The organism is Curtobacterium sp. MCLR17_055, assembly GCF_003234305.1.
In the GTDB taxonomy this organism is placed as follows: domain Bacteria; phylum Actinomycetota; class Actinomycetes; order Actinomycetales; family Microbacteriaceae; genus Curtobacterium; species Curtobacterium flaccumfaciens.
The window spans coordinates 67,110-89,863 of the sequence record NZ_QKSX01000004.1 but is presented as its reverse complement, the minus strand read 5'-3'; the positions used below and the strand labels follow the sequence as shown (position 1 = coordinate 89,863).

Sequence of the window (22,754 nt, the reverse complement as noted above, 5' to 3'; positions counted from 1 at the left end):
GCCTGTCCGGCGCGCACCCGGAAGGCCGACCGGGAGGCCCGGCGCAGGTCCGTCCCGCTTGTCGCGGTCTTCCTCCGCACGCCTCGCACACCCGCCCCGGCCCCGTCATCCGGGCCTCCGGTGCGACCTGGCGATCGCGTACCGTCGCAGCCGCACGCCCCCGCGGCGCTCGGTCGACAGCAGGACGGCGTCGTAGTGCTCGAGCACCCCGATGGAGCCGTCGTTGTCATCGCGGCAGACGGCGATCACCGGGTCGATCCCGACGCGCGATGCGTGCGCGAGCACCTGGCCCAGCGCCCAGGTCGCCACGCCTCGGCCCCTCGCCGAGGGGCGGATCCCGTACCCGACGTGGCCGAACCGCTGCACGCCGGCCGCGTCTCCCGGCGCCCGGAGTGCGATCCCGCCCAGGACGCGGCCGTCCTCGACGATCCACCAGAGGGCCCCGGGTCTGGCGTGCAGTCGGCCGACCCAGGTGCGGAACCCGTCCTCGTCGCCGACGTCGTCCTGGGCGGTGATCCCGAATCCGTCCTCGTGCACACCCGGCCCCCACTCGGCATGCGCTTCGGCCCACGCCTCGTACAACGCCGTCTGCGGCCTCACCAACTCGAGCATGTCCAAGTATCACAACGAAGCGGGTCGGTGGCGATCCCCTCGTGCGGATTCGACCGCAGTCGCTTCCGGGGTCGCACGCGCGACCCGCACCGACCGTGACCCGTAGAGTCGAGAGACTCTCGACGTCAGGACCCGAACGATGACCAGCCCCGCAACCGACCCAGCCGGAGCCGAGCGGTGGGCAGCCGCCGCCCGGCTCGCCGACGGCCAGAGTGACGACGGGCTCCGCCGCCGCCGGACCCGCGTGTTCGTGTGGGCGGGGGCACTCGTCCTGGTGTCGTGGGCGGTCGGGGTGGTCCTGGCACTGGTGCTGGTGCCGGCCACCGGGAGCAGCCACGCGAGTGGCGGCGATGGCGTGCAGCTGCTCGTCCAGCTCCTGCTGTTGCTGCTCGGGCTGGTCGTCGGCATCGTCGGTTTCGTGTGGGCCTTCCGCTCCGGTCACTACGTCACTCGCTGGCGATCGGTGAGCAGCCCGCTCTCCCGCGCGGAGCAGCGGTCGGTGCGGCGTCAGATCGCCGGCAAGGAGCCGATCGACGACGAGCACGCGGACATCGTCGCCGCGGTGGCCGCGCAGAACCGTCGAGCCACGCTCGGGATCCTGCCGATCTTCGGCGCCGTGATGCTGTTCGCCGCCTCGACGGCGGTGAGCACGGACAGTCTGCCCATCAAGCTGATCGAGCTCGTCGCGTCGTTCGCGGTGGTGCTCGGGGTCGTGCAACTGGCCGTGCAGTACCGACGAGCCGGGCGGTTCCTCTCGGAGCGCCCCGTCAGCTGACGTCGTCCGGCTGGCCGCCCGCACCGCTCGACCGTCGGCGGCGTCGGCTCCTCAGGACCAGCAGGAGACCGACCAAGGACGCGGCGCTCCCGAGGAACACCCCCGCCCCGACCCACGTCGTGACGGACGTGCCGTGCCCGAAGAGCGCGTTGATGAGCATGCCGAGTCCGACAGCCACGCCGGTGAGCAACACCGCGCAGGTCGGTTCGAGCCACGGAGGCGACAGGAGCGACCGTCGGTCGACCGGGAGGCCGCGGTCCAGTCGAGCACGCGCAGCTCGCTCGCGGTCCTGGATCGTGATCCCGATCATCGGCCCCCAGAACGCCACCGTGGCCTGGCTGCCGCCGGGATCGACCAGGATCAGGATCGCCAGCGTCGCCACCGCACCGCCGAGGTACCACCAGGGGAAGACCCGACGGATCGGGACGGCCCAGCGGCTGTCCCGCCGGGTGCCGTTCCGCGGACGGTGCTCACCGCTGGTCGTGGCCACGGTCAGCGCTCCCGGCGCAGCCCTCGGATGAGCAGGGCGGTGCACACCAGCATGGTGCCGGAGACCAGCACCGCGGCCCCGAGGACGGCCGTCGGCGTACTTCCTGCGGACACGAGCAGCACGATCCCGATGAGCGCGAGCGGAGCACCGACGAGCAGACCCACCAGGTCGGCACTGCCCTGTGGTTTCGGAGTGGTCACGGGCTCAGGCTACCGGCGGACGTGCGTCCACCTCGTCGCTCCCGGTGAGCACTTCAGCAGTGCCGTCACCCACCCGAGACCGCGCGACCGCCAGTGCCTGCTCAGCCGACGCGAGGAGCACCGGATCACTGGCCTGTCTGAGCGCGACGGCGAATGTGAAGTCCTCGACGGCACGGTCGACGTTCCCGGCTGCGAGCAGCGCCTTGCCTCGGTGTTGCCGCATCGTGGCCTCGCGAGTCGTGCCGATGCACTCGGCGACGAGGAGGTCATACTCGCGCACTGCAGCGCGAGTGTGGCCGAGGTCACGGTGGCAGTCGGCCCGCAATGCTCGGACACGCTGCGTCGAGGTGACCCGTTCGAGGCGACGAAGCGCATCACCCGCCTTGCCGGTCCACAGCAACTCGATCTCCTCACGGAGCGGGTCGTCTGCCAATCCTGCGCGGAACGCAGCGAGGTCGGTGATGACCGGACGGAGATCGGCGGACCGGATTCGCCATCCGGGGCCGCCCTCGACGTCGTGCGTGGTGCCCGTCCCCCGGGGGTGCGGCGTTCGAGGTTCCGGGATGCACGCCGTCACGGTCGTCCCTTGCGGAACGGAAACCGGAACGACCGTCGCCGAACCGCCACGGGCCGAGGCCCTTCTGCCAATCGCGTCAGCTCCACACGCAGGTCCGCATCAACGGTCGGCACCCCGACACCCGGGTGCCGAGGGAACGGGTTGCCCTCGATCCCGAGCACGGTCAGTGCGGCGTGGGCGTGCCCGGATGCCGACTCCGGGGCACCCAGTCGGCTCGCGACGCGGGCCCGCGCTGTCAGGTACCGGACGACGCGATCGCGGAAGAACGCCGTCCTCCGGATCGAGTCCTCGGCGCCGGCGAGCAGTGCGTCCGCCTCGGCGAGCGACGAGGGATCGCCGAGCTGCAGGAGCACCTCGGCCAGGAGGACCTCCGACATGCCGGTGGTGAACGAGTCGGAGCCGCACTCGGCGATGCGCCGGAGGACGCTCCAGTACTCGTCAGCGGCGTCACGCAGACGTCCCGACAACGCCAGCGACATCGCGAGCACCTCCCCGCCGTCGTTCACGCGCGCCTGCGACCCGCCGACGGCCTCGATCTCCGCCATGAACCGGACGAGCAGCCCCCGACCGACCTCGCGGACGCCCTCGTCTGCCTCGCCCTGCAGGGCGAGGGTCGCCCCCTGGATGCGGATGTACTCGAGCCTGGACGATCTCGCACGTGCGAGCTTCGCTTCGAACGCCGCAGCGATCTCGTCGTTCCACTCGGTCGAGCGGTACCAGTTGTCGTCCCGTGGCGGTCGGACGCGCGCTGGACGGCGGACGTCCTCTGCGTCGTGTACGTCGTCCGGCCCCGGCACCACGAGCAGCAGTATGCCCTGGAAAGGGACCGGCGTCAGCGTCGCAGCCGAGATCGCCGGTGTCCCACCCAGGCGCAACCCGCAACGACTGCGCCGGAGTCAACCACTACCGCCCGAGCAGCGGCTCCCTCGACGCCATCCCCGCGGCACCGGCTCGAGCGACGGCATCGGGCAGCGCCGTCAGGAACGCGTCGACGTCGGCATCGGTCGTCGTGTGGCCGAGCGTGATCCGGAGCGCACCACGGGCGTCCTGCTCCGACAGTCCCATCGCGAGCAGCACGTGCGACGCCTCGGGCACGCCGGCCTGGCACGCCGACCCGGTCGAGACCGCGACCCCGGCGGCGTCGAGCAGGAACAGGAGCGAGTCGCCCTCACACCCGGGGAACGTGAAGTGCGCGTTGCCCGGCAGCCGGTCGACCGGGTCCCCCATCAGCACCGCTGACGGCACGGCCGCACGGACCCCGGCGACCAGGCGGTCCCGCAGGGCGACGAGCGACGGGTGCGGCATCGGCTCGGCGACGACCGCGCTGGCCGCGACACCGAAGGCCGCAGCCGCCGGGGCGTCCTGGGTGCCGCTCCGCACCTGCCGCTGCTGCCCACCGCCGTGGATGAGGGGTTCGACGGTGGCCTTCCGCCCGAGCACGAGTGCACCGATGCCGACGGGCCCGCCGATCTTGTGCGCGGAGACGCTGAGGGCGTCGAGGCCGGACCCGGCGAACGACACCGGCACCTGCCCGTAGGCGGCGACCGCGTCGCTGTGCACGGGCACGCCGGCGGCGTGCGCGAGCTCCACGATCCGTGACACGGGCTGGATGGTGCCCACCTCGTTGTTCGCCCACAGGAACGTGACCAGGGCGACGTCCGAGGCGTCGGCGAGTCGCGCCTCCAGTCCGGCGAGGTCGACGCGACCCTGCGCGTCCAACGGGACCACGTCGATGACAGCGCCCTCATGCGTCTCCAGCCAGGTCAGGGTGTCGACGGTGGCGTGGTGCTCGCCGCCCGGGACGACGATGCGGGGCCGCTGGCGGTCGCGCTGGCGAGCCCAGAACAGGCCCTTCACGGCGAGGTTGATGCTCTCGGTGCCGCCGGAGGTGAACACGACCTCCACCGGGTCGGCGTCGAGCGAGCGGGCGACGGCGGCGCGGCCGTCCTCGAGCAGCATCTTGGCGCGCTGACCGGCGCTGTGGATGGACGACGGGTTGCCGACGGTGCCCAGGGCATCGGTGAAGGCGGCGAGCGCCTCCGGCAGGATCGGCGTCGTCGCGGCGTGGTCGAGGTAGACCGACAAATGCACCCCCTGGATCGAGCAGTGTCCAGGATACGCGCCGGTCCTCGTACCCTTGTCGCGTGCACGAGACAGCGATCGACCTGACGCCGGGGTTCTCCCTGGGCGGGACCGTCCCCCGGTTCACCCTGCGGTCCGCGACGGCGACGGACGTCGTCCTGGTCGTGGCGAGCGCGGGGAGCGCCGACGGAGCCGACCCCTCCGACGTGCGGCCGACGCGGTACCCGCTCGAGCGCGTGCCGGACACGGACGTGTGGACCGGCGAGGTCCCCGGGGTCGTGCCCGGCGACCGCTACCACCTGCTCGTGGACGGGCCGGTCGGGCCGCGGCACGAGTTCGACCCGACGCGTCCGCTGCTCGACCCGTACGCGCGTGGCATCCTGCCGACCGGCGACGACGAGGCGGCCGGCCCCCGATGGACCAGCGTGGTCGTCGACGACGCGTTCGACTGGGGCGGCGTCGTGAAGCCGCAGGTCCCGCTCGACCGTGCCGTCGTCTACGAGGCGAACGTCCGCACCCTGACGGCCGCGAACCCGCACCTGCCGGAGCACCTGCGCGGCACGTACGCCGGGGTCGCCCACGAGAGCACGATCGCGCACCTGCACCGCATCGGCGTCACGACGCTCGAGTTGCTGCCCGTGCAGGCGTTCGACACCGAGCGGTGGCTCCGCGACGCCGGCCGGCAGAACGCCTGGGGCTACAACACGCTCGGGTTCTTCGCCCCGCACGCCGCGCACGCCTCGGCACCGGCGCAGCAGGAGGGCGCCGACGCCGTCCTGCGCGAGTTCAAGGGCATGGTCCGGCTGCTGCACGAGGCCGGCATCCAGGTCGTCCTGGACGTCGTCTACAACCACACCGCGGAAGAGGGCCTGGGCGGTCCGACGACGAGCCTGCGCGGCATCGACGGCGCGAACCGCTACCGCTGGGCGCAGACCGACCCGCCCCGTCGGGACACCTACTACGACACCACCGGGTGCGGGAACACGCTCGACACCTCGGTCGAGGCGACGGCGGACCTCATCGTCGACAGCCTGGTGTACTGGGCGCGCGAGGTGCAGGTCGACGGGTTCCGCTTCGACCTGATGGCCGCCCTGGCCCGCGACGGCGAGCACCGGTTCGACCCGTCGCACCCGCTGCTCGAGCGCATCCGGAACCACCCGGACCTGCAGGACACCCTGGTGGTCGCCGAGCCATGGGACGTCGGCCCGGACGGCTGGAAGACCGGGGAGTTCGGCGCGGCCGGGCACCGCACGAGCGAGTGGAACGACGGGTTCCGCAACACGGTCCGCCAGTTCTGGCTCACCGACATCGCCGAGGAGCGCCGCACCGGCCTGCCGCAGACCGGGATCGGTGCGCTCGCCGGAGCCCTGACCGGGTCGCGTCACGTCTTCGGCGCCGATCGCGGCCCGCTGGCGAGCGTCAACTTCGTCACCGCGCACGACGGCTTCACCCTGCTCGACCTGGTGTCGTACGACGGCAAGCACAACGAGGCCAACGGCGAGGACAACCGCGACGGCTCGAACGACAACCGCTCGTTCAACCACGGCATCGAGGGCGACACCGCCGACCGCGGGGTCCGCGCCGCGCGCGGCCGGTCGATGCGCAACCTGGTGGCGACCCTGATACTCTCCGCCGGGGTGCCGATGCTCACCGCCGGCGACGAGCGGAGCCGCACGCAGCACGGCAACAACAACGCCTACGTGGTGTCCGACGACCTGACCCCGGTGGACTGGTCCGACGACGAGGACGCCGAGACGATGACCGAGGCCGTCGCCGCGCTGGCCCGGTTCCGGCAGGCGCACCCGTCGCTCCGCCCCACCCGCTTCGGCGTCGAGGGGCAGGAGACCCCCGGGGCCTCGCGGATGTCCTGGTACGGGCCGGACGGGCACCCGATGACCATCGAGGGCTGGGACCAGCCCGTGCACCGCGCCCTGCAGTACTTCGTCGAGTCGACGCCCGAACACGAGCCCTTCGACCGCGTCCTGGTGGTCGTGCACGGCAGCGGCCGCACCCGAGACCTGACCCTGCCGGTGCGCGAGGACGTCCTCGGGTACCGCCTGGCCTGGTCGAGCGAGAAGCACCGCGACCACGAGCGCCTCCGTCCCGCCGGACAGGTCTTCACCGCCTACGGCCCCGGCATCCACCTGTTCGAGGTGGCGTAGCGCCGAGCAGGCGGGTGCGGCCCGGCGTCGTGACCGGGTGGCGGACGGGAGGCCCGTGGCGGCCCCGCCACGGGCCTCCCGTCCGGTCCTCAACAGGCTCCACGGCGCGCCCGGCCCTCCACAGCGGGCCGATTCCGGGGAACGCGGAGCCGCTCGCCGGGTAGCGTCGCTTCCGTGGCCACCGCAGACCGACCCCGCCGCCCGAAGATCGGGCGCATCCCGATCACCGAGCTCGCCCCGAGGACGCCGAACGGCTTCCCCGGCAAGGCATTCGACGGCGAGGTGATCACGTTCGGTGCAACCGTCTTCCGAGAAGGACACGGCATCATCGGCGCCGACCTCGTCCTCGAACGCCCAGACGGTGGAACCCGCACCGTCCCCATGACCCTCGGTGCCCCCGGCACCGACCGCTACGAAGCCACCGTGCAGGTCGACCACGTCGGCGTCTGGACGTGGCACGTCGAGTCGTACTCCGACGACTGGGCGAGCTGGCTGCACGGCGCACGCCTGAAGATCGCGGCCGGCGTCGACACCGAGGCGACCCTGCTCGACGGTGCCGTGCTGCTCGACCGGCTGGCCGAGGAGACCGACTCCCCCGCCGCCACCCGTGCCGCCGCACGCGTCCGCGACACCGACCTCGACCCGGCCGAGCGCCTGGCCGCCGTCGACGACCCGCGGATCGTCGCCGAGGTCGAGGAAGCCCCGCTCACCTCGCTCCGGACCCACTCCGCCACGCAACTGCTCGACGTCGAACGCACCCGCGCCGGCGTCGGTGCCTGGTACGAGTTCTTCCCCCGCTCGGAAGGCGCGAAGAAGAACCCCGACGGCTCCTGGAAGAGCGGCGACTTCCGCACCGCGGCCCGCCGGCTGCCCGCCGTTGCCCGGATGGGCTTCGACGTCATCTACCTGCCGCCGATCCACCCCATCGGCACCACCGCCCGCAAGGGGCCGAACAACACGCTCACGCCCGGGCCGAACGACCCCGGCAGCCCTTGGGCGATCGGCTCCCCCGAGGGCGGGCACGACGCGATCCACCCCGACCTCGGCACCGAGGACGACTTCCGCGACTTCGTCGAGACGGCGAAGAACACCGGTATGGAGGTCGCGCTCGACTTCGCGCTGCAGTGCTCCCCCGACCACCCCTGGGTCACCCAGCACCCGGAGTGGTTCACGCAGCGGGCCGACGGCTCCATCGCGACCGCCGAGAACCCGCCGAAGCGCTACCAGGACATCTACCCGATCCAGTTCGACACCGACCCCGAGGGCCTGGTCACCGAGGTCGAGCGTGTCCTGCGCCACTGGATCGACTTCGGCATCCGGATCTTCCGCGTCGACAACCCGCACACCAAGCCGCTCTGGTTCTGGGAACGGGTCATCCGTGAGATCCGCGACGAGCACCCCGACACCGTGTTCCTCGCCGAGGCGTTCACCCGCCCGGCGATGATGCGCGCGCTCGCCGAGGCCGGGTTCCAGCAGTCGTACTCGTACTTCACCTGGCGCAACACGAAGGACGAGATCGAGGACTACTTCACGGAGCTCTCGCACGAGACGAGCGACTACCTGCGCCCCAACCTCTTCGTGAACACGCCCGACATCCTCACCGAGTACCTGCAGTTCGGCGGCCGTGCCGGCTACAAGGTGCGCGCGGCACTCGCCGCCACCGGTGCGCCGACGTGGGGCATGTACGCCGGGTACGAGCTGTTCGAGGACGTCGCCCGTCCGGGCTCGGAAGAGAACATCGACAACGAGAAGTACGAGTACAAGCCGCGTGACTTCGCCCTGGCCGAGGCCGAGGGCGCGTCGCTCGCGCCGTACGTGACGATGCTCAACCGCCTCCGGGCGGCGCACCCCGCGCTGCGACAGCTGCGGAACCTGCACGTGCACGCCGCCGAGGACCCGGCGATCGTCGTCTACTCGAAGCACCTGTCGGGCGAGTACATCCGGTCAGGGCGCCCCGACACCGTGATCGTGGTCGCCAACGTCGACCCGCACTCCGCCCGTGAGACCACCGTGCACCTGGACCTCGCCGCACTCGGTCTGCCGACCGAGGGCCTGTTCGACGTCCGTGACGTCGTGACCGGTCAGCGCTGGACCTGGAGCGCGTCGAACTACGTCCGCCTGGACGCGTTCCAGGAGCCCGTGCACCTGCTCGTCGTGGAAGGACCCCACCGATGACCCCCGAACCGACCGACCCCACGAAGCGCGGACCGGCCGTCCCGCCGGTGCCGCCTCCGCCGCCGGCCGTGCCGCGGTACGAGCCGAAGGTGTCCGCGCCCGACGAGGACCTGCCCGGCGCTCCGCCGGCGCAGCGCGAGGCGCCCGACCGCGGCGTGGCGGAGTCCGCCACGCTCGCCGGGCACCCCGCCGACCCGACGCACCCGCGGCAGCCGCCCGTCGCAGCCGCCTCGACTTCCGACTCCCCGACGGCCCCGACCGGCGGCGCTGCACCCGTGGTCCGTCCGGCCTCCGTCGACGCGCCCGTCGCCCCCAGCGCCGCTGCTCCGGCGCCGACTGCTGCCTCGGCTCCGGCCGCCTCCGGTACGGCCACCGATCCGCGTCCGGCTCCGATTGAGGACTGGCTGCGTCTGCAGGTGGCCGAGGGCCGCTGGTCCCAGCCGCACGACGTGCTCGGCCCGCACCCGGTCGACGGTGGCACCAGCGTCCGCGTCGTCCGGCACCTGGCCCGCGCGGTGCGCCTCGTGCGCCCCGACGGCGACGACATCGAACTCACGCACGAGGGCGACGGGCTCTGGGCCGGCGCCACTGCCGAGACCCTCGGTCGCTACCGCGTCGAGTCGGAGTACGACTACGACGAGTCCACGGACGAGGACGACGCCACCTGGACCACCGACGACGCGTACCGGTTCGCCCCGACGCTCGGCGAGCTCGACCTGCACCTGTTCGGCGAGGGCCGTGACGAGCAGCTCTGGCATCACCTCGGCGCACACGCCCGCACGGTCGACGGTGTCGACGGTGTCGCGTTCGCCGTCTGGGCACCCCGGGCCACCGCCGTCCGCGTGATCGGCGACTTCGAGGGCTGGGAAGGCCGCACCACCGCGATGCGCCGTCTGAGCGACCTCGGCGTCTGGGAGCTGTTCTGGCCCGGCGCCGTCGTCGGACAGCGCTACAAGTTCCAGATCCTCACCGACTCCGGCTGGGTGGAGCGGGCCGACCCGTTCGCCCGCGAGGCCGAGATCGCGCCCGCCACGGCGTCCGTCGTCACCGAGTCCACGTACACGTGGTCCGAGGGCGACGCCGCGTGGATGGAGCGCCGCGCACAGACCACCACGCACGACGCCCCGATGAGCGTCTACGAGGTGCACCTCGGCTCGTGGCGCCCCGGCCTGTCGTACCGCGAGGTCGCCGACCAGCTCATCGGGCACATGGAGTACACCGGCTTCACCCACGTGGAGTTCCTGCCGCTCGCCGAGCACCCGTTCGGCGGGTCGTGGGGCTACCAGGTCACCGGGTACTACGCACCGACCGCACGCTTCGGTTCGCCGGACGACCTGCGCTACCTGATCGACCGCCTGCACTCCGCGGGCATCGGCGTGATCATGGACTGGGTCCCCGGGCACTTCCCGAAGGACGAATGGGCCCTCGGGCGCTTCGACGGCTACGCGCTGTTCGAGCACCCGGACCCCCGCCGCGGCGAGCAGCTCGACTGGGGCACCTACGTGTTCGACTTCGGACAGCCGCAGGTGCGCAACTTCCTGGTCGCGAACGCGCTGTACTGGTTCGAGGAGTTCCACATCGACGGCCTGCGGGTCGACGCGGTGGCCTCGATGCTGTACCTCGACTACTCCCGCACAGACTGGCTGCCGAATATCCACGGCGGCCGCGAGAACCTCGACGCGATCTCGTTCCTGCAGGAGACGAACGCGACGGCGTACAAGCGCTACCCCGGCATCGTCATGATCGCCGAGGAGAGCACCTCGTGGCCGGGCGTGACCCAGCCGACGAGCGCCGGCGGACTCGGCTTCGGGCAGAAGTGGAACATGGGCTGGATGCACGACTCGCTCGAGTACGTGCAGCGCGACCCCGCGTACCGCAGCTACCACCACGACGAGATCACCTTCTCGTTCGTCTACGCGTTCAGCGAGCAGTTCACCCTGCCGATCAGCCACGACGAGGTCGTGCACGGCAAGGGCTCCCTGTACGGCAAGATGCCCGGCGACGAGTGGCAGAAGCTCGCCAACGTGCGTGCGTACCTGGCGTTCATGTGGGCGCACCCCGGCAAGCAGCTGCTCTTCATGGGCCAGGAGTTCGCGCAGCCCGCCGAGTGGTCCGAGGCGAAGGGCCTCGACTGGTGGCTCCTCGACCAGCCCGGGCACCGCGGTGTGCAGGACCTCGTCGCGGAGCTCAACCGCGTGTACAAGGACTCCCCGGCGCTCTGGACGCACGACTCGACGGCCGACGGCTTCGAGTGGCTCGAGGGCGGCGACGCACCGCACTCGACCCTCGGGTTCCTGCGGAAGGACGGCGACGACCGGGTCGCGGTGTTCGTGAACTTCTCCGGCGTGCCGGTGGAGCGTCGCTTCGGGCTGCCGACCGCCGGCGAGTGGCACGAGGTGCTCAACACCGATGCTGCCGAGTACGGCGGCTCCGGAGTCGGCAACCTCGGCGTCGTCACCGCCGAGGACACCCCGTGGGCGGGCCGCCCCGCCTCGGCGCACCTCGTGGTGCCGCCGCTCGGTGCCGTCTGGCTCAAGCTCGCCCAGTAGCCCGGCCAGCGTCCGCGACGCGACCGACGGACAGACGGGAGGCCCGGTGCCAGCTGGCACCGGGCCTCCCGTCTGTCTCGTGCCGGGCGAGCGGTTGCGCTCGAGACGCCGTCGTGTCCTCGAGACGCCCCCGAGACGCCGAGACGCCGCCGGATTCGGCGGCGTCTCGGCGTGACGACGGCGTCTTCTTCGCCGTACGGACCCCGCAGGTCTAGTACAGGGCGTTCGCCAGGCGGCGACGCGCCGCGACGACGCGCGGGTCCTCGCTGCCGATGAGCTCGAAGTACTCGACGAGCCGGACGCGCAGGGCCTCACGGTCCTCGCCGAACACCGTCGGCACCAGGTCCAGGAGACGTCCGAAGGCGTCGTCGACGTGCCCACCGGAGATGTCGAGGTCGGCGACCGCGAGCTGCGCCTGGACGTCCTGCGGGCCGGCGGCAGCGGCCGCACGGATCTCGTCGGCCGTCCGGCCGTTCAGCCGGTCGAGCAGCGAAACCTGTGCGAGCCCGGCCACGGCCATCTGGTCGTGCGGGTCCTGCAGGATCGCGGTCTTGTACTCCTCGATCGCGGTGGCGTAGTCGCCCTGCTCGATCGCGTCGTACGCGGCTTGGTGGTGCGGCGGGAGCGGCTCCGGCTCCGGTTCGCCCTGCTCAGCGTCGACCTCGGTCGCAGCGCCGTCGACGGTCACGCGACCGGCCACGCCGTTCTGCTCGGCGGCCTGGAGCACCTGCTCGTAGACGTCGCGGACCTGCGCCTCGGGCAGTGCCCCGACGAAGAGCCCGAGCGGGCGTCCACCGATGACGGCTGCGACGGTCGGGATCGACTGCGCCTGGAACGCCTGCACGAGCTGGGGGTTCGTGTCGGCGTCCACCTTGGCGAGCACCACGCGGCCGTCGTACTCCGCGGTGAGCTGCTCGAGGATCGGCGAGAGCTGCTTGCACGGCCCGCACCACTCGGCCCAGATGTCGACGATGACCGGGACGACGTTCGACAGCTCCAGGACGTCCTGGAACGTCGCGTCGGTGACGTCGATCACGAGCGACGGGACGGTCAGGTCGGCACCGTTCCCGGCGCCGGCCTCGGTGCCGGGAACGGCTCCGCCGGCGGAACCCGCCGGGGCGGGAGCACCGGACGGCTGGGGCGGCCGCTGTGCGCGGTCGACGAGGGACGACAGGTCCACGGCTCCGCGGAGCCCGGACGGGGTCGGGGGGATGTTGCTCATTGCACCTCACTCGCTGCGGTCAGGCCCTGTGTGAACCCGAGCAGGACCACTTTGCCATCCGAGGCGACCGGCGGCACGTAGAAGAGCAGCTGGACGCTGTAGGTCGCGCTGATGCCCTTCTTGCTCGTGTCCACGCCGGACAGCGCCTTGACGGCACCCTCGGTGTTCACCTCGGCGCCCGACGCGGTCGGGGTCACCTTCTCGATCTCGTCCAGGTCGGCGGAGACCAGGGCGCCGGCATCGTCGGTCGCGATCGCGACGGCGGAGTCGGCGGGCACCTCGGACGAGTACTCGATCTTCGCCGTGTCCGGCAGGGCCTTGGCCTTCTTGTCCTTGTACGCCTTGCCGATGGTGGTGCGGAGCGCATCGCCCTCGGTCGCGAACAGGTCGGCGTACTCGCTGGCGGTGTCCTTCGACAGGATGTCGCCGTAAGCGGTCGCGACCTGGTCGGGCTGGATCGTCAGGAGCTTCGACTCCGGCGCGAGCAGGGCGGCACCGATCGTCGTCGGGGCGAGGCTCGGGATCTTCGCGTCGGCCTCGAGCGAGACGTCGTACGCCACCTTGTAGGGATCGCGGGCGGTGTCCTGCACCAGGGTCAGGGCCTGCGGCGCAGACTTGGCGTCACAGTCCTCGGCGACGATCGTGAAGACCGTTCGGGGCCAGGTGTCGGTCTGCTGCGGCAGCGCGACGCACACCTGCGCGGCCGAGATCGCCGGCGGTGCCTTGACGTCCGAGTCCTTGCCGCGGATCGAGTAGTTCGCCAGACGGAGGTCGAGCGCCGCTCCGGAGAACCGGGTCCGGACCAGGTCACGGTCGCGCGCCCCGTCGGCCTGCTTCGCGACGGCGGCGGTGCGCTGCACGATGCGGGTGATCTGCTGCTTGGTCGCAGCCGTCGGCTCGGTCGTCTCAGCAGCCCCCGTGGCGGTGGCCGTCGGGGTCGGCGTGGCGAGCGACGGGTCGCCGCCCTGCGGCCAGTAGTCCGAGGAACAGCCGGCGAGGGTCAGGGCACCGACGAGCAGCACCGGGACGCCGATGAGGGCGCGCGTGCCGCGACGACCGCGGCGCGGTACCTGCGCTCCGGCGGCGGCTGCTCGACGGGACGCGCGCACCCGCGGCGGGCGGCTGCCACCACTGCGACGGCGGGGACCGCGCCCACGGCGCTGGTGCAGGAAGGCGAGGACGAGCAGCACGAGGCCTCCGAGGACGAACACGCCGCCGGCCACGAGCAGCGGACCGACCGCCGGCGTCGCGGTGTCCTGCGGCCAGGTGACGGACACGTCGCTCGGCGCTGCGGCCTTGCCGTCGCTCACGACGAGGACCGAGACGTCCTGCGGCAGGCGGACGGTGAACTGCCCGGCGCCGTCGTACTCCTGGTACCAGAGGTCACTGCCCTTCGGCGAGGGGACGCTGGTCTCGCTGCCCGAGGTCGACCCGACCAGCGAGCCCTTCTCGGCGTCGAAGCGGAGCGTGGTGTGCTCGGCGTCACCGATCCAGGCGTCGACGTCGGCGGTCTTGCCGTAGGCCGCGAAGACCTTGCCGGAGCCGGACACGTTGATGCGCTGGTAGCCGGGGTTGGCGTTGAGCGTCGTCCCCGGGATCACGGTCACCGGGGCGGAACTGGTCGTCGAGCTCTCGGCCACGAGCGAGGACGGCGGCGCGAACACGGTCCGCTGTCCCACCGCCAGCGCCACGAGCAGCAGACCGATGACGAAACTGACGATCGCCAGGACGAATCGCACGAACTCTCTCCCTACCGCGCCGGGGGTGGGGATGTCGGCGCGCGAATCAGCGACTCAGGATAGCGAGCAACGCTGGACAGCGCATCAATCCGCGCTGTCGCCGGACTCAGACGACCCGCTCCGGCCGCCACTACAATCGACCGCGGGCCGATCCGGGCCCTCCGCCGAGCACCCAGGAGCGACACGTGGCGAACGACGAGGCCGAGTTCGGGACCGAGCTGCGGGGGTACCGCCGCGACGAGGTGGAGCGTTCGCTGAACGACCTGCGCCGCGAGCTCATCAAGTCGAACAACGACCGCGCCGACGCCGCGAAGGAGATCCGTCTCCTGCAGGCCCGGGTCTCCGAACTGCAGGGCGAGCTCGACGAAGCCGGCACCCCCACGTACAGCGGTCTGGGCACCCGCCTCGAGTCCACCCTGCGTGTGGCCGAGGAGCAGTCGACCCGCCTCATCAGCCAGGCGGACATCGACGCCCAGCGCCTCCGGGCCTCGAGCCGTTCCGAAGCCGAGCGCACCGTCCGCGAGGCCCAGGAGGAAGCGCGCGACACCCTCGAGGACGCCCGCACCCGCGCCACCAACGAACTGACCCGCGCCCGCGCCGAGGCCGCCGACACCGTCGAACGTGCCCGCGCCGAGGCCGGTCTGCTCACGCAGGACGCCCGCAACGAAGCCGCCGCGATCCGCGGGGCCGCCGTGACCGAGGCCGCCGAGGTCCGTTCCGTCGCCATCCGCGAGACGAACGCGCTGCGCGCCCAGGTCGAGCACGAGGTCGCCGAGCTGCGCGAGATCGCACAGCGCGAGTCCGCCGACGCCCGCACCGCCGCCGCCGAGCTCGACCGCGAGACCGAGCACCGCCGTTCGGTCTTCGAGGCCGACCACGCCCGCCGCACCGAGGACCTCGACCGCGAGGAGACGACCCGACGCGAGGCCCTCGAGCGCGAGGTCACCGAGGGCCGCGCCGCCTGGCACCGCGAGCGTGACGAGGAGCAGCAGGCACACGCGCTGGCACTCGAGACCGGTCGCGCCGAACTCGAGTCCGAGGTCACCCGCCGCCGCGCCGAGCTCGACACCGAGGTCGCCGACCGCCGCCGCGAGCTCGACGAGGAACTCGCCGCCGCCCGCGCCGAGTGGGACCGCGAACTCGCCGCAGCCCGCACCGCACTGGAGCAGGAGATCGAGGCGGCCCAGGCGCAGCTCCGCGTCGACGAGGAGCAGACCCGCGTCGAGAACGCGCGCCTGGTGCAGGAGACCGCCGACCGGATCGCCCGTGAGCTCGAGGAGCACGACGCCCGGATCACGCAGGAGCGCGCCGAGGCCGACGCGGCAGCCGAGCGTGCCGTCCGGGAGCACGAGAACGCCATCGCCGCTCGACGCGAGCGCGAGCACGCCGAGGTCGACACCGAGATCGCCGACCGCCGCACCGCCGAGCTCGGGGTGCTCGAGGCCGAGCGCACCGCCCTGCGGCAGGAGATCGACACCGCACGCGCCGCCCTGGTCAAGGAGCGCGACGAGGTCCGTGCCGAGATCGCCCGGGAGCGCGACGAGGCCCGCACGACGCTCGAGTCGGAACTCGCGTCCCGCCGCGACGACGCCGAGCAGGACTACCTGCGGAAGCACCACGAGACGGTGACCGAGACGCAGAAGTACCTGGACGAGGCCAACCTGCAGCTCGCCGAGGCCACGCGCCGCGCGACCGAGGCCCGCGAACGCGCCGAACGCCTGCAGCAGGAGGCCGACGACCTCGAGCGCACCAGCACGGCCGAGGCCCAGGAGCACGCCCGCACCATCGTCGCCGACGCGCAGGACCGCGTGCACCGGATGGTCGCCGACGCCGAGGAGCGCACCGCCGGCGTCATCGCCGAGGCCGAGGACCGCCTGGCGGCGATCCGCACCGAACGCGAAGCCGTCGCGGGCTACCTCGAGAACCTCCGCGGGGTCCTCACGAACGCCACGGGCCTGCTCGGCACGGCACCCGCCGCGGCGTCCACTGCGGACGCTGCCGACGACGTGGACGCGACCGACCGCTGACGGTCCACGGCCTGGAGGCGCGACCCGCGCCTCCAGGCCGTCCCACCCGGTGCAGGTGGCAGGCCGCAGGGCGTCGTGCGGACGTGCTCAGACGGGCCAGTGGGTCGGCAGCGGGGCGCTGCCCGGCACGACGAGGTCGGCGATCGCGTCGAGGACGATCCGCACGTACCGCTCCCCCACCCACAGGTGCTTCGCACCGTCGACGGGCACGACCCGGACGTTCGGGGCGAGCGCGAACCGTGCCGCCGCGGCCTCGGGCTGCAGGAAGTCGTCGTGCTCCGGGACGAGCGCCACGACCGGGACCCCGACGGCAGCCCAGCGGGCGAGCTCCTCGTCCGAGGTGCGGTGCAGCGGCGGGGACAGCAGGACGACACCGGCGACCGTGCCGGCCTCGACGTGTTCGAGCGCGTGCTTGAGGATCACCTCGGTGCCGAAGGACCACCCCACCAGCCACGGGGTCGGCAGGCCGCGGTCGACGACCTCGGCGACGGCGGCGCGCAGGTCGAAGCCCTCGGACACGCCCTCGCCGAAGACGCCCTCGGACGTGCCGCGCGGGGACGTGACGGACCGGAAGTTGAACCGCAGCACCGCGATGTCGGCGAGGGCGGGCAACCGTGCCGCGGCCTTCTTGAGGACGTGCGAGTCCATGAACCCGTGCGCGGTCGGCAGGGGGTGGAGCGTCACGATGGTCCCGCGGGCCGGGGCGTCGGTTGGCTCGGCGAGCTCACCGACGAGCGTCAGGTGGTCGTCCGTGACGAGCTCGATCTCGATACGACGGGCCGGCAGCACGGTGGCGGACCGGATCTCGGTGTCGTGCGGCACGTCGTGCTCGGTCATGCGATGCTCCAGCAGTGGTTGTGCCAGTGCCGGCGCGACGCCAGGTCGGCGGCGTCCCCGAGCACGCCGTCCGCACGCCAGACCACCACGTGGGCGGTGCCGGGCAGGACGCTTCCGCCGCACCCTGGGCAGATGTACTCCTTCTGCGCCGACGCGGCCGAGATCGGCTGCACCTGGTACTCGCGACCGTGGCGGACCTCGGTGCGCTTCCACGAGCTCATCAGCCGGTCGAGGGTGGTCTCCTCGTCAGGCTCGACGTCGCGACCACGGGGACGCCGCGGTCGGTTGCTGCGCGGCACCCGAGCAGCCGATCAGTACCAGTTGTTGGCCTGGCTGTGTCCCCAGGCACCGCAGGGGGTGCCGTAGACGCCGGCGATGTAGTTGAGACCCCAGGTGATCTGCGTCGCCGGGTTGGTCTGCCAGTCGGCGCCGGCCGTGGCCATCTTGCTGCCGGGGAGGGCCTGCGGGATGCCGTACGCACCGCTGGGGTTGTAGGCGTTCACCCGCCAGCCGGACTCCTTGTTCCACAGCGAGACCAGGCAGTTGTACTGGTCGGTGCCCCAGCCGCGAGCCGTGACCTGCTGCAGGGCGATCGCCTGTGCACTGCCCGGGTCGGGCGTCGCAGCGGTCGCGGCGAGCGTGTTGGCGGCCGAGACCGGCTGGGTCTCGGTGGCCGCGGCGTCCGCGCTGTCGTCGGTGGTCTCGGCGTCGGCGTCGGCTTCGTCCTCTTCGACGACGGGCTTGACGACCTTCGGGGCCGGGACGGTGACGTCGTAGCCGTCACGGTCGGCGGCGGCCACGGCGTAGGTGCCGTGCGCGGTGTACTGCTGCGGCGCCGGCGGCGTCTTCACGAGCACCGGAGTGTCGACGGCGGCCTGTGCCACGTCGGCCTGCAGCGGGTTGAACAGCGAGCCACCGACGAACAGGAACACGCCGACGAAGGACATCATCGGGGCGATCGCGCGCTTGCGGGCGACGGCGTTCACCGACGACGCAGTGGGCTTCACGAGCTTCGGCGTCGCACGGCGCTGCACCGTCGCGGTGCGCTGCTTCGCGGGACGCTGGTCGGCCTCGACCAGGGCATCGTGGGCGAAGGACGCCACACGCTCGTCGGAGACGCGGTTCGCCGCCACCGACTTCGGCGTGGCGACCGGACCCGTCGTCGCGGGCGCTGCCTGCGGGGTCACCCCGAACGCCGACGTCTCCGTCGTGCGGGTTCGCTGCATTGCCGCGCGGCGCTCACCGGAAGCCTGGAGGCTGAGGTGCTCGCGGGTATCGCGGTCGGAGCTTGAGTCTGCCGTGTGCCTGCCCATGAGTAGGACCAGGGTAACGGAACGATCACGGAAAGCGAAGCACCTGAGGACAGCGCGTCGTCACCGGACAGCGAGCATCACTTCGACGACGGCGTCGAGCAGCGCGTCGACCTGCGCCTCGCGGTACCCGCCGTGCTTCGGGCGGAAGACGATCGAGCGGACCTCGGTGAGGCTGAGCGGCTTGCCCTCGCGGAAGTACCCGGCGAGTCGGGCGGCGAACGCGTCGACGTCCTTCGGGTGGTAGCCGGTGCCGAGCACGCTGACCCGGCTGAACCGCTGCCCGTCGGGCCGCTCGAGCCGCGCCACGACGTCGGAGGCCTTCGTCCGTGCCTCGGCGTACCAGGCCTTCTTGCCGACCTCGCTCATCTCCCGCTCACGCTCGCGGGCCGCGAAGGCGTCCTCGAGTCGCTCGAGTGCGGCGTCGACGTGCGACGTGGAGTAGCCGCCCTTGCGCATCGAGAACGCCGTGGCGCGGATCTTCGCGGCCTCGATGCCGGGGGCGCTGTCGTCGGCGGAGTACGCGCGCCGGGCGTCCTCGAGGAAACGCTCGACTTCGTCGACGTCGTAACCGAGGGCGGAACGGGCTGCGGTCGGGAAGGTGGTGGCCACGGCGTCATTCTGCCAGTCCCCGACCGTGGCACAACCTGGACGCGCTGAGTGCGGCGTTCAGCCCGGCCCGACAGCAGTCAGTGGTTGACGATCAGGTACAGCACGTAGGCGACGGCGGCGGACGGCAGGATGCTGTCGATGCGGTCGAGCAGGCCGCCGTGTCCGGGCAGGAACGACGAGATGTCCTTGATGCCGAGGTCGCGCTTGATCATCGACTCGGTCAGGTCGCCGAGCGTGGCCGAACCGGAGATGAGCACACCGAGCAGGACACCGGTCCACCAGGGCAGCCCGAGCATGAACACGGCCACCAGGATGCCGACGACGATGCTCGCTGCCACGGACCCGGCGAAGCCCTCCCACGTCTTCTTGGGGCTGATGCGGGGTGCCATCGGGTGCTTGCCGAGGTTCAGCCCGGTGGCGTACGCACCGGTGTCGACCGCGACGACGACGAGGATGAACCCGATCACCCAGAGGTTGCCGTCCGGCTGGGCGGAGAGCAGCACGACGCACGCGCCGAGCAACGAGATGTAGGCCTGCACGAACAACCCGTTCGTGAGGTCTCGGGCGACGTTGCCGGCCGGGGGCTTCTGCCGCGCGACGGCGACCTCGACGAGTCGCCAGACGCTGATCAGGACGATGCCGCCGAGCAGGGTGAACAGCGCCGCGACCTGGCCGAGCAGGAACGCCGCCGGCACGATCGCGATCGCGACGGCGACGCTCGGGATCCGCGGGACGTCGCGGCCGGCGAACCGCATCGCGCTCGTGAGTTCGTAGACGCCGACGCCCAGCAGGAACGCCGCGACGACCATGAAGGACGGCGGCCAGAGGAGCAGCGTGCCGAGCATCACGACCGCGAACGCGAGCGCGATGCCGATCGCCGCCGGCAGGTTGCGCCCGGTCCGCGCGGTCAGCGCTTCGTTGCGCGCGCCGAAGTCGGCCTTGCGCTGGCGGAGCTGCGCCTCGAAGTCGGTGCGCGCCGCTCGTGCGCGCGCATCGAAGTCCTGACGGAGCCCCTTCTTCACGGGCCCGCTCGACGCGGGCCCGTGCTCTGCTGTGGGGCGGTCATCGCCCTGGTCGGAGCGACGCATCAGACCTCGAGGAGTTCGGCTTCCTTCTTCTTCAGCGACTCGTCGATCTGGTCGACGTGCTTCTTCGTCAGGGCCTCGAGGTCCTTGTCGCCGCGCGAGATCTCGTCGTCGGAGATCTCACCCTTGAGTGCGTCGAGGTCGTCCTTGGCCTTGCGGCGGATGTTCCGGACGACGACCTTGTGGTCTTCGCCCTTCGTCCGCACGAGCTTGACGAACTCCTTGCGGCGATCCTTGGTGAGCTCCGGGATCGTCACGCGCACGATGTCGCCGTCGTTCGTCGGGCTGGCACCGAGGTTCGGGAAGGTCGCGATCGCGCGCTCGATCTCCTTGAGCGCCGTCTTGTCGTACGGCGTCACGATGAGCGTGCGGGCCTCGGGCGTCTGCAGCGACGCGAGCTGCGCGAGCGGCGTCGGCGTGCCGTAGTACTCGACCGGGATCTTCTGGAAGAGCGCCGCGTTGATGCGGCCGGTGCGGACGGTCGAGAAGTCGTCCTTGGCGACCTCGACAGCCTTCGCCATCTTCTCGGTGGCTTCGGTCAGGACATCACTGATCACGGTGTTACTCCTTCGGTACTGGCGTCGAGTCTAGTCAGCGCCGGGGGTCAGTTGCTGACGACGGTGCCGATGCGCTCGCCACGGATCGCGGCCTGGACGTTGCCGTCGCCCTCCATGCCGAAGACGTGCATCGGCATGCCGTTGTCCATGCAGAGCGAGAACGCGGTGGCGTCGACGACCTTGAGGCCCTTGAGCAGCGCGTCCTGGTAGGTCACGTGGTGCAGCTTCTCGGCGGTCGCGTCCTTCTTCGGGTCGGCGGTGTACACGCCGTCGACGCCGTTCTTGGCGACGAGGACCTCGTCCGCCTTGATCTCGAGCGCACGCTGCGCCGCCACCGTGTCGGTGGAGAAGTACGGCAGTCCGGCACCGGCGCCGAAGATGACGACCCGGCCCTTCTCGAGGTGCCGCTCGGCGCGCCGCGGGATGTACGGCTCCGCGACCTGGGTCATCGCGATCGCGGACTGCACGCGGGTCGCAGCGCCCGCCTGCTCGAGGAAGTCCTGCAGCGCGAGTGCGTTCATCACCGTGCCGAGCATGCCCATGTAGTCGGCTCGCCCGCGGTCCATGCCGCGCTGCGAGAGCTCGGCTCCGCGGAAGAAGTTGCCCCCGCCGACGACGATCGCGATCTCGACCTCGCGCGCGGCGACGGCGATCTCCTTGGCGATGGTGCCGATCACGTCGGGGTTCACCCCGAGGGAGCCGGCGCCGAACGCCTCTCCCGACAGCTTCAGCAGAACGCGGCGTCGTCCGGTCTTCTCGTCGGTCATCTGGTCCGCACCCTTCGTCGTGGTCTCGTGGAAATGTACTCGCGGATGTGTCGCGCGCGTGTCGTGCCGGCGCGCGCGAAAAACGGGGCCAGGAACCTGGTTGGTTCCTGACCCCGTCACGGGTTCGTTACGCGCCGACCTTGACGCGGGCGAAGCCCTGGATCGTGATGCCGGCGTTCTCGGCGGCCTTCGCGACGGAGATCTTGTTGTCCTTCGCGTAGTCCTGGTCGAGGAGCGACACCTGCTTGATGTAGGCGTTCACCCGGCCCTCGACGATCTTCGGGAGCGCAGCCTCGGGCTTGCCCTCTTCGCGCGTGATCGCCTCGACGGTCGCACGCTCCTTCTCGATGGCCTCGGCCGGGACCTCGTCGCGGGTCAGGTACGTCGGGTTCGCGAACGCGACGTGCTGGGCGATCGAACGTGCCTCGGCGGCGTTGTCACCCTCGTACGCGATGACGACGGCGATCTGCGGCGGCAGGTCCTGGCTGGTCTTGTGCAGGTAGATCTCGAAGGCCGAGCCCTCGACACGGCGGACCGTGCGGACCTCGAGCTTCTCGCCCAGCGCGGCAGCCGACTCGTTGACGACCTCGAGGACGGTCTTGCCGTCCAGCGGTGCGGCGTTGGCGGCAGCGACGTCGGCGGCACCGGCAGCGGCGACCGCGCCCAGCACCTTGTCGGCGAGGGTCGTGAACTTCTCGTTCTTCGCGACGAAGTCGGTCTCGCTCGCGAGCTCGACGACCGTGGCGGCGCCGTTCTCGGACGTCGCGACGACGACACCCTCGGAGGTGGCACGGTCGTCGCGCTTGGCGACGGCCTTGGCACCCTTGATGCGGAGCAGCTCGACGGCCTTGTCGTAGTCGCCGTCGGCCTCGACGAGCGCGTTCTTCGCGTCCATCATGCCGGCGCCGAGGTCCTCGCGGAGCTTCTTCACGTCAGCAGCGGTGAAGTTTGCCATTGACTGGAGTCCTTTCTGGAC

Annotated in this window: 21 protein-coding genes; 5 read left to right on the top strand and 16 right to left on the bottom strand. The window is 71.6% G+C overall.

The genetic code is table 11. The features are described 5' to 3' along the window. Positions 1-105: 105 nt before the first annotated feature. Entirely contained in the window at positions 106-600 is a 495-nt protein-coding gene (locus DEJ09_RS05050; protein ID WP_220034911.1) for a GNAT family N-acetyltransferase, read from the bottom strand. A 151-nt stretch (positions 601-751) separates the two neighbouring features. On the opposite strand from DEJ09_RS05050, the gene DEJ09_RS05045 reads away from it, so the two are divergent. Next, positions 752-1,387: a hypothetical protein gene (locus tag DEJ09_RS05045; protein ID WP_111087808.1), complete on the top strand. Its 636-nt coding sequence runs from the start codon at positions 752-754 to the stop codon at positions 1,385-1,387. Here DEJ09_RS05045 and DEJ09_RS05040 read toward each other — a convergent pair. The 5 genes from DEJ09_RS05040 to DEJ09_RS05025 all read right to left on the bottom strand — a co-directional run bounded on the left by DEJ09_RS05040 (position 1,380) and on the right by DEJ09_RS05025 (position 4,739). Further along, positions 1,380-1,877 (bottom strand): hypothetical protein, encoded by a 498-nt coding sequence (locus DEJ09_RS05040; RefSeq protein WP_111087807.1) that lies wholly within the window; start codon positions 1,875-1,877, stop codon positions 1,380-1,382. The two genes, DEJ09_RS05045 and DEJ09_RS05040, sit on opposite strands and share 8 nt — an antisense overlap. Before the next feature lie 2 nt (positions 1,878-1,879). Then, positions 1,880-2,077 carry a hypothetical protein gene (locus DEJ09_RS17910; RefSeq protein ID WP_128780060.1) on the bottom strand — a complete coding sequence of 66 codons (198 nt, stop codon included), beginning with the start codon at positions 2,075-2,077 and terminating at the stop codon, positions 1,880-1,882. A gap of 4 nt (positions 2,078-2,081) precedes the next feature. Then, entirely contained in the window at positions 2,082-2,654 is a 573-nt protein-coding gene (locus DEJ09_RS05035; protein WP_258373791.1) for a hypothetical protein, read from the bottom strand. Beyond that, on the bottom strand, positions 2,651-3,454 hold the full coding sequence (locus DEJ09_RS05030; protein WP_111087806.1) for a hypothetical protein: 804 nt from the start codon (positions 3,452-3,454) through the stop codon (positions 2,651-2,653). The genes DEJ09_RS05035 and DEJ09_RS05030 overlap by 4 nt, the downstream gene beginning before the upstream one ends. Positions 3,455-3,557: 103 nt before the next feature. Then, a complete protein-coding gene (locus DEJ09_RS05025) occupies positions 3,558-4,739 on the bottom strand; it encodes a cysteine desulfurase family protein (protein WP_111029170.1) in 1,182 nt (393 codons plus the stop codon). A gap of 59 nt (positions 4,740-4,798) precedes the next feature. Here DEJ09_RS05025 and DEJ09_RS05020 point away from each other — a divergent pair, with 59 nt between their 5' ends. The 3 genes from DEJ09_RS05020 to glgB all read left to right on the top strand — a co-directional run bounded on the left by DEJ09_RS05020 (position 4,799) and on the right by glgB (position 11,622). After that, complete coding sequence (locus DEJ09_RS05020) at positions 4,799-6,898, top strand: glycogen-debranching protein (RefSeq protein ID WP_111087805.1); 2,100 nt, start codon at positions 4,799-4,801, stop codon at positions 6,896-6,898. 174 nt (positions 6,899-7,072) lie between these two features. Then, positions 7,073-9,073 carry an alpha-1,4-glucan--maltose-1-phosphate maltosyltransferase gene (locus DEJ09_RS05015; protein WP_181433266.1) on the top strand — a complete coding sequence of 667 codons (2,001 nt, stop codon included), beginning with the start codon at positions 7,073-7,075 and terminating at the stop codon, positions 9,071-9,073. Continuing rightward, the gene (gene glgB, locus DEJ09_RS05010; RefSeq protein ID WP_111087804.1) at positions 9,070-11,622 is read left to right on the top strand and encodes a 1,4-alpha-glucan branching protein GlgB; all 2,553 of its coding nucleotides are present in this window, start codon (positions 9,070-9,072) and stop codon (positions 11,620-11,622) included. Before DEJ09_RS05015 ends, glgB begins: the two co-directional genes overlap by 4 nt. Before the next feature lie 211 nt (positions 11,623-11,833). Here the strand turns inward: glgB and DEJ09_RS05005 are convergent, their stop codons facing one another. Both DEJ09_RS05005 and DEJ09_RS05000 read right to left on the bottom strand, forming a co-directional pair. After that, the gene (locus DEJ09_RS05005; protein ID WP_111087803.1) at positions 11,834-12,844 is read right to left on the bottom strand and encodes a tetratricopeptide repeat protein; all 1,011 of its coding nucleotides are present in this window, start codon (positions 12,842-12,844) and stop codon (positions 11,834-11,836) included. After that, entirely contained in the window at positions 12,841-14,583 is a 1,743-nt protein-coding gene (locus tag DEJ09_RS05000) for a hypothetical protein (protein WP_111054720.1), read from the bottom strand. Before DEJ09_RS05000 ends, DEJ09_RS05005 begins: the two co-directional genes overlap by 4 nt. A 185-nt stretch (positions 14,584-14,768) precedes the next feature. On the opposite strand from DEJ09_RS05000, the gene DEJ09_RS04995 reads away from it, so the two are divergent. Further along, positions 14,769-16,610 (top strand): hypothetical protein, encoded by a 1,842-nt coding sequence (locus DEJ09_RS04995; RefSeq protein WP_111087802.1) that lies wholly within the window; start codon positions 14,769-14,771, stop codon positions 16,608-16,610. An 87-nt stretch (positions 16,611-16,697) separates the two neighbouring features. On the opposite strand, the gene DEJ09_RS04990 is transcribed toward DEJ09_RS04995, so the two are convergent. The 8 genes from DEJ09_RS04990 to tsf all read right to left on the bottom strand — a co-directional run bounded on the left by DEJ09_RS04990 (position 16,698) and on the right by tsf (position 22,733). Then, positions 16,698-17,447 carry an alpha/beta hydrolase gene (locus DEJ09_RS04990; RefSeq protein WP_111087801.1) on the bottom strand — a complete coding sequence of 250 codons (750 nt, stop codon included), beginning with the start codon at positions 17,445-17,447 and terminating at the stop codon, positions 16,698-16,700. Continuing rightward, the gene (locus DEJ09_RS04985) at positions 17,444-17,746 is read right to left on the bottom strand and encodes a hypothetical protein (protein WP_110863985.1); all 303 of its coding nucleotides are present in this window, start codon (positions 17,744-17,746) and stop codon (positions 17,444-17,446) included. Before DEJ09_RS04985 ends, DEJ09_RS04990 begins: the two co-directional genes overlap by 4 nt. Before the next feature lie 12 nt (positions 17,747-17,758). Next, positions 17,759-18,673: a lytic transglycosylase domain-containing protein gene (locus tag DEJ09_RS18335; protein ID WP_258373790.1), complete on the bottom strand. Its 915-nt coding sequence runs from the start codon at positions 18,671-18,673 to the stop codon at positions 17,759-17,761. Between the two features lie 147 nt (positions 18,674-18,820). Then, complete coding sequence (locus DEJ09_RS04975; RefSeq protein WP_071406375.1) at positions 18,821-19,369, bottom strand: DivIVA domain-containing protein; 549 nt, start codon at positions 19,367-19,369, stop codon at positions 18,821-18,823. 77 nt (positions 19,370-19,446) lie between these two features. Further along, positions 19,447-20,457, bottom strand: a complete 1,011-nt coding sequence (locus DEJ09_RS04970; RefSeq protein ID WP_258373789.1) for a phosphatidate cytidylyltransferase — start codon at positions 20,455-20,457, stop codon at positions 19,447-19,449. Then, positions 20,457-21,011, bottom strand: coding sequence for a ribosome recycling factor (gene frr / locus DEJ09_RS04965; RefSeq protein WP_027465871.1), 555 nt, complete (start codon positions 21,009-21,011; stop codon positions 20,457-20,459). The genes DEJ09_RS04970 and frr overlap by 1 nt, the downstream gene beginning before the upstream one ends. Positions 21,012-21,058: 47 nt before the next feature. After that, positions 21,059-21,778 carry a UMP kinase gene (gene pyrH / locus DEJ09_RS04960; RefSeq protein WP_071406376.1) on the bottom strand — a complete coding sequence of 240 codons (720 nt, stop codon included), beginning with the start codon at positions 21,776-21,778 and terminating at the stop codon, positions 21,059-21,061. Positions 21,779-21,905: 127 nt separating this feature from the next. After that, the gene (gene tsf / locus DEJ09_RS04955; RefSeq protein ID WP_027465873.1) at positions 21,906-22,733 is read right to left on the bottom strand and encodes a translation elongation factor Ts; all 828 of its coding nucleotides are present in this window, start codon (positions 22,731-22,733) and stop codon (positions 21,906-21,908) included. Between the last annotated feature and the right edge of the window lie 21 nt (positions 22,734-22,754).

What these genes read in the sequence shown, in the direction of transcription:
- DEJ09_RS05045 (WP_111087808.1), top strand. Translation starts at nt 752, where the DNA reads ATGACCAGCCCCGCAACCGACCCAGCCGGAGCCGAGCGGTGGGCAGCC.
- DEJ09_RS18335 (WP_258373790.1), bottom strand. Translation starts at nt 18,673, where the DNA reads ATGCAGCGAACCCGCACGACGGAGACGTCGGCGTTCGGGGTGACCCCG.
- pyrH (WP_071406376.1), bottom strand. Translation starts at nt 21,778, where the DNA reads ATGACCGACGAGAAGACCGGACGACGCCGCGTTCTGCTGAAGCTGTCG.
- DEJ09_RS04970 (WP_258373789.1), bottom strand. Translation starts at nt 20,457, where the DNA reads ATGCGTCGCTCCGACCAGGGCGATGACCGCCCCACAGCAGAGCACGGG.
- tsf (WP_027465873.1), bottom strand. Translation starts at nt 22,733, where the DNA reads ATGGCAAACTTCACCGCTGCTGACGTGAAGAAGCTCCGCGAGGACCTC.
- glgB (WP_111087804.1), top strand. Translation starts at nt 9,070, where the DNA reads ATGACCCCCGAACCGACCGACCCCACGAAGCGCGGACCGGCCGTCCCG.
- DEJ09_RS04990 (WP_111087801.1), bottom strand. Translation starts at nt 17,447, where the DNA reads ATGACCGAGCACGACGTGCCGCACGACACCGAGATCCGGTCCGCCACC.
- DEJ09_RS05005 (WP_111087803.1), bottom strand. Translation starts at nt 12,844, where the DNA reads ATGAGCAACATCCCCCCGACCCCGTCCGGGCTCCGCGGAGCCGTGGAC.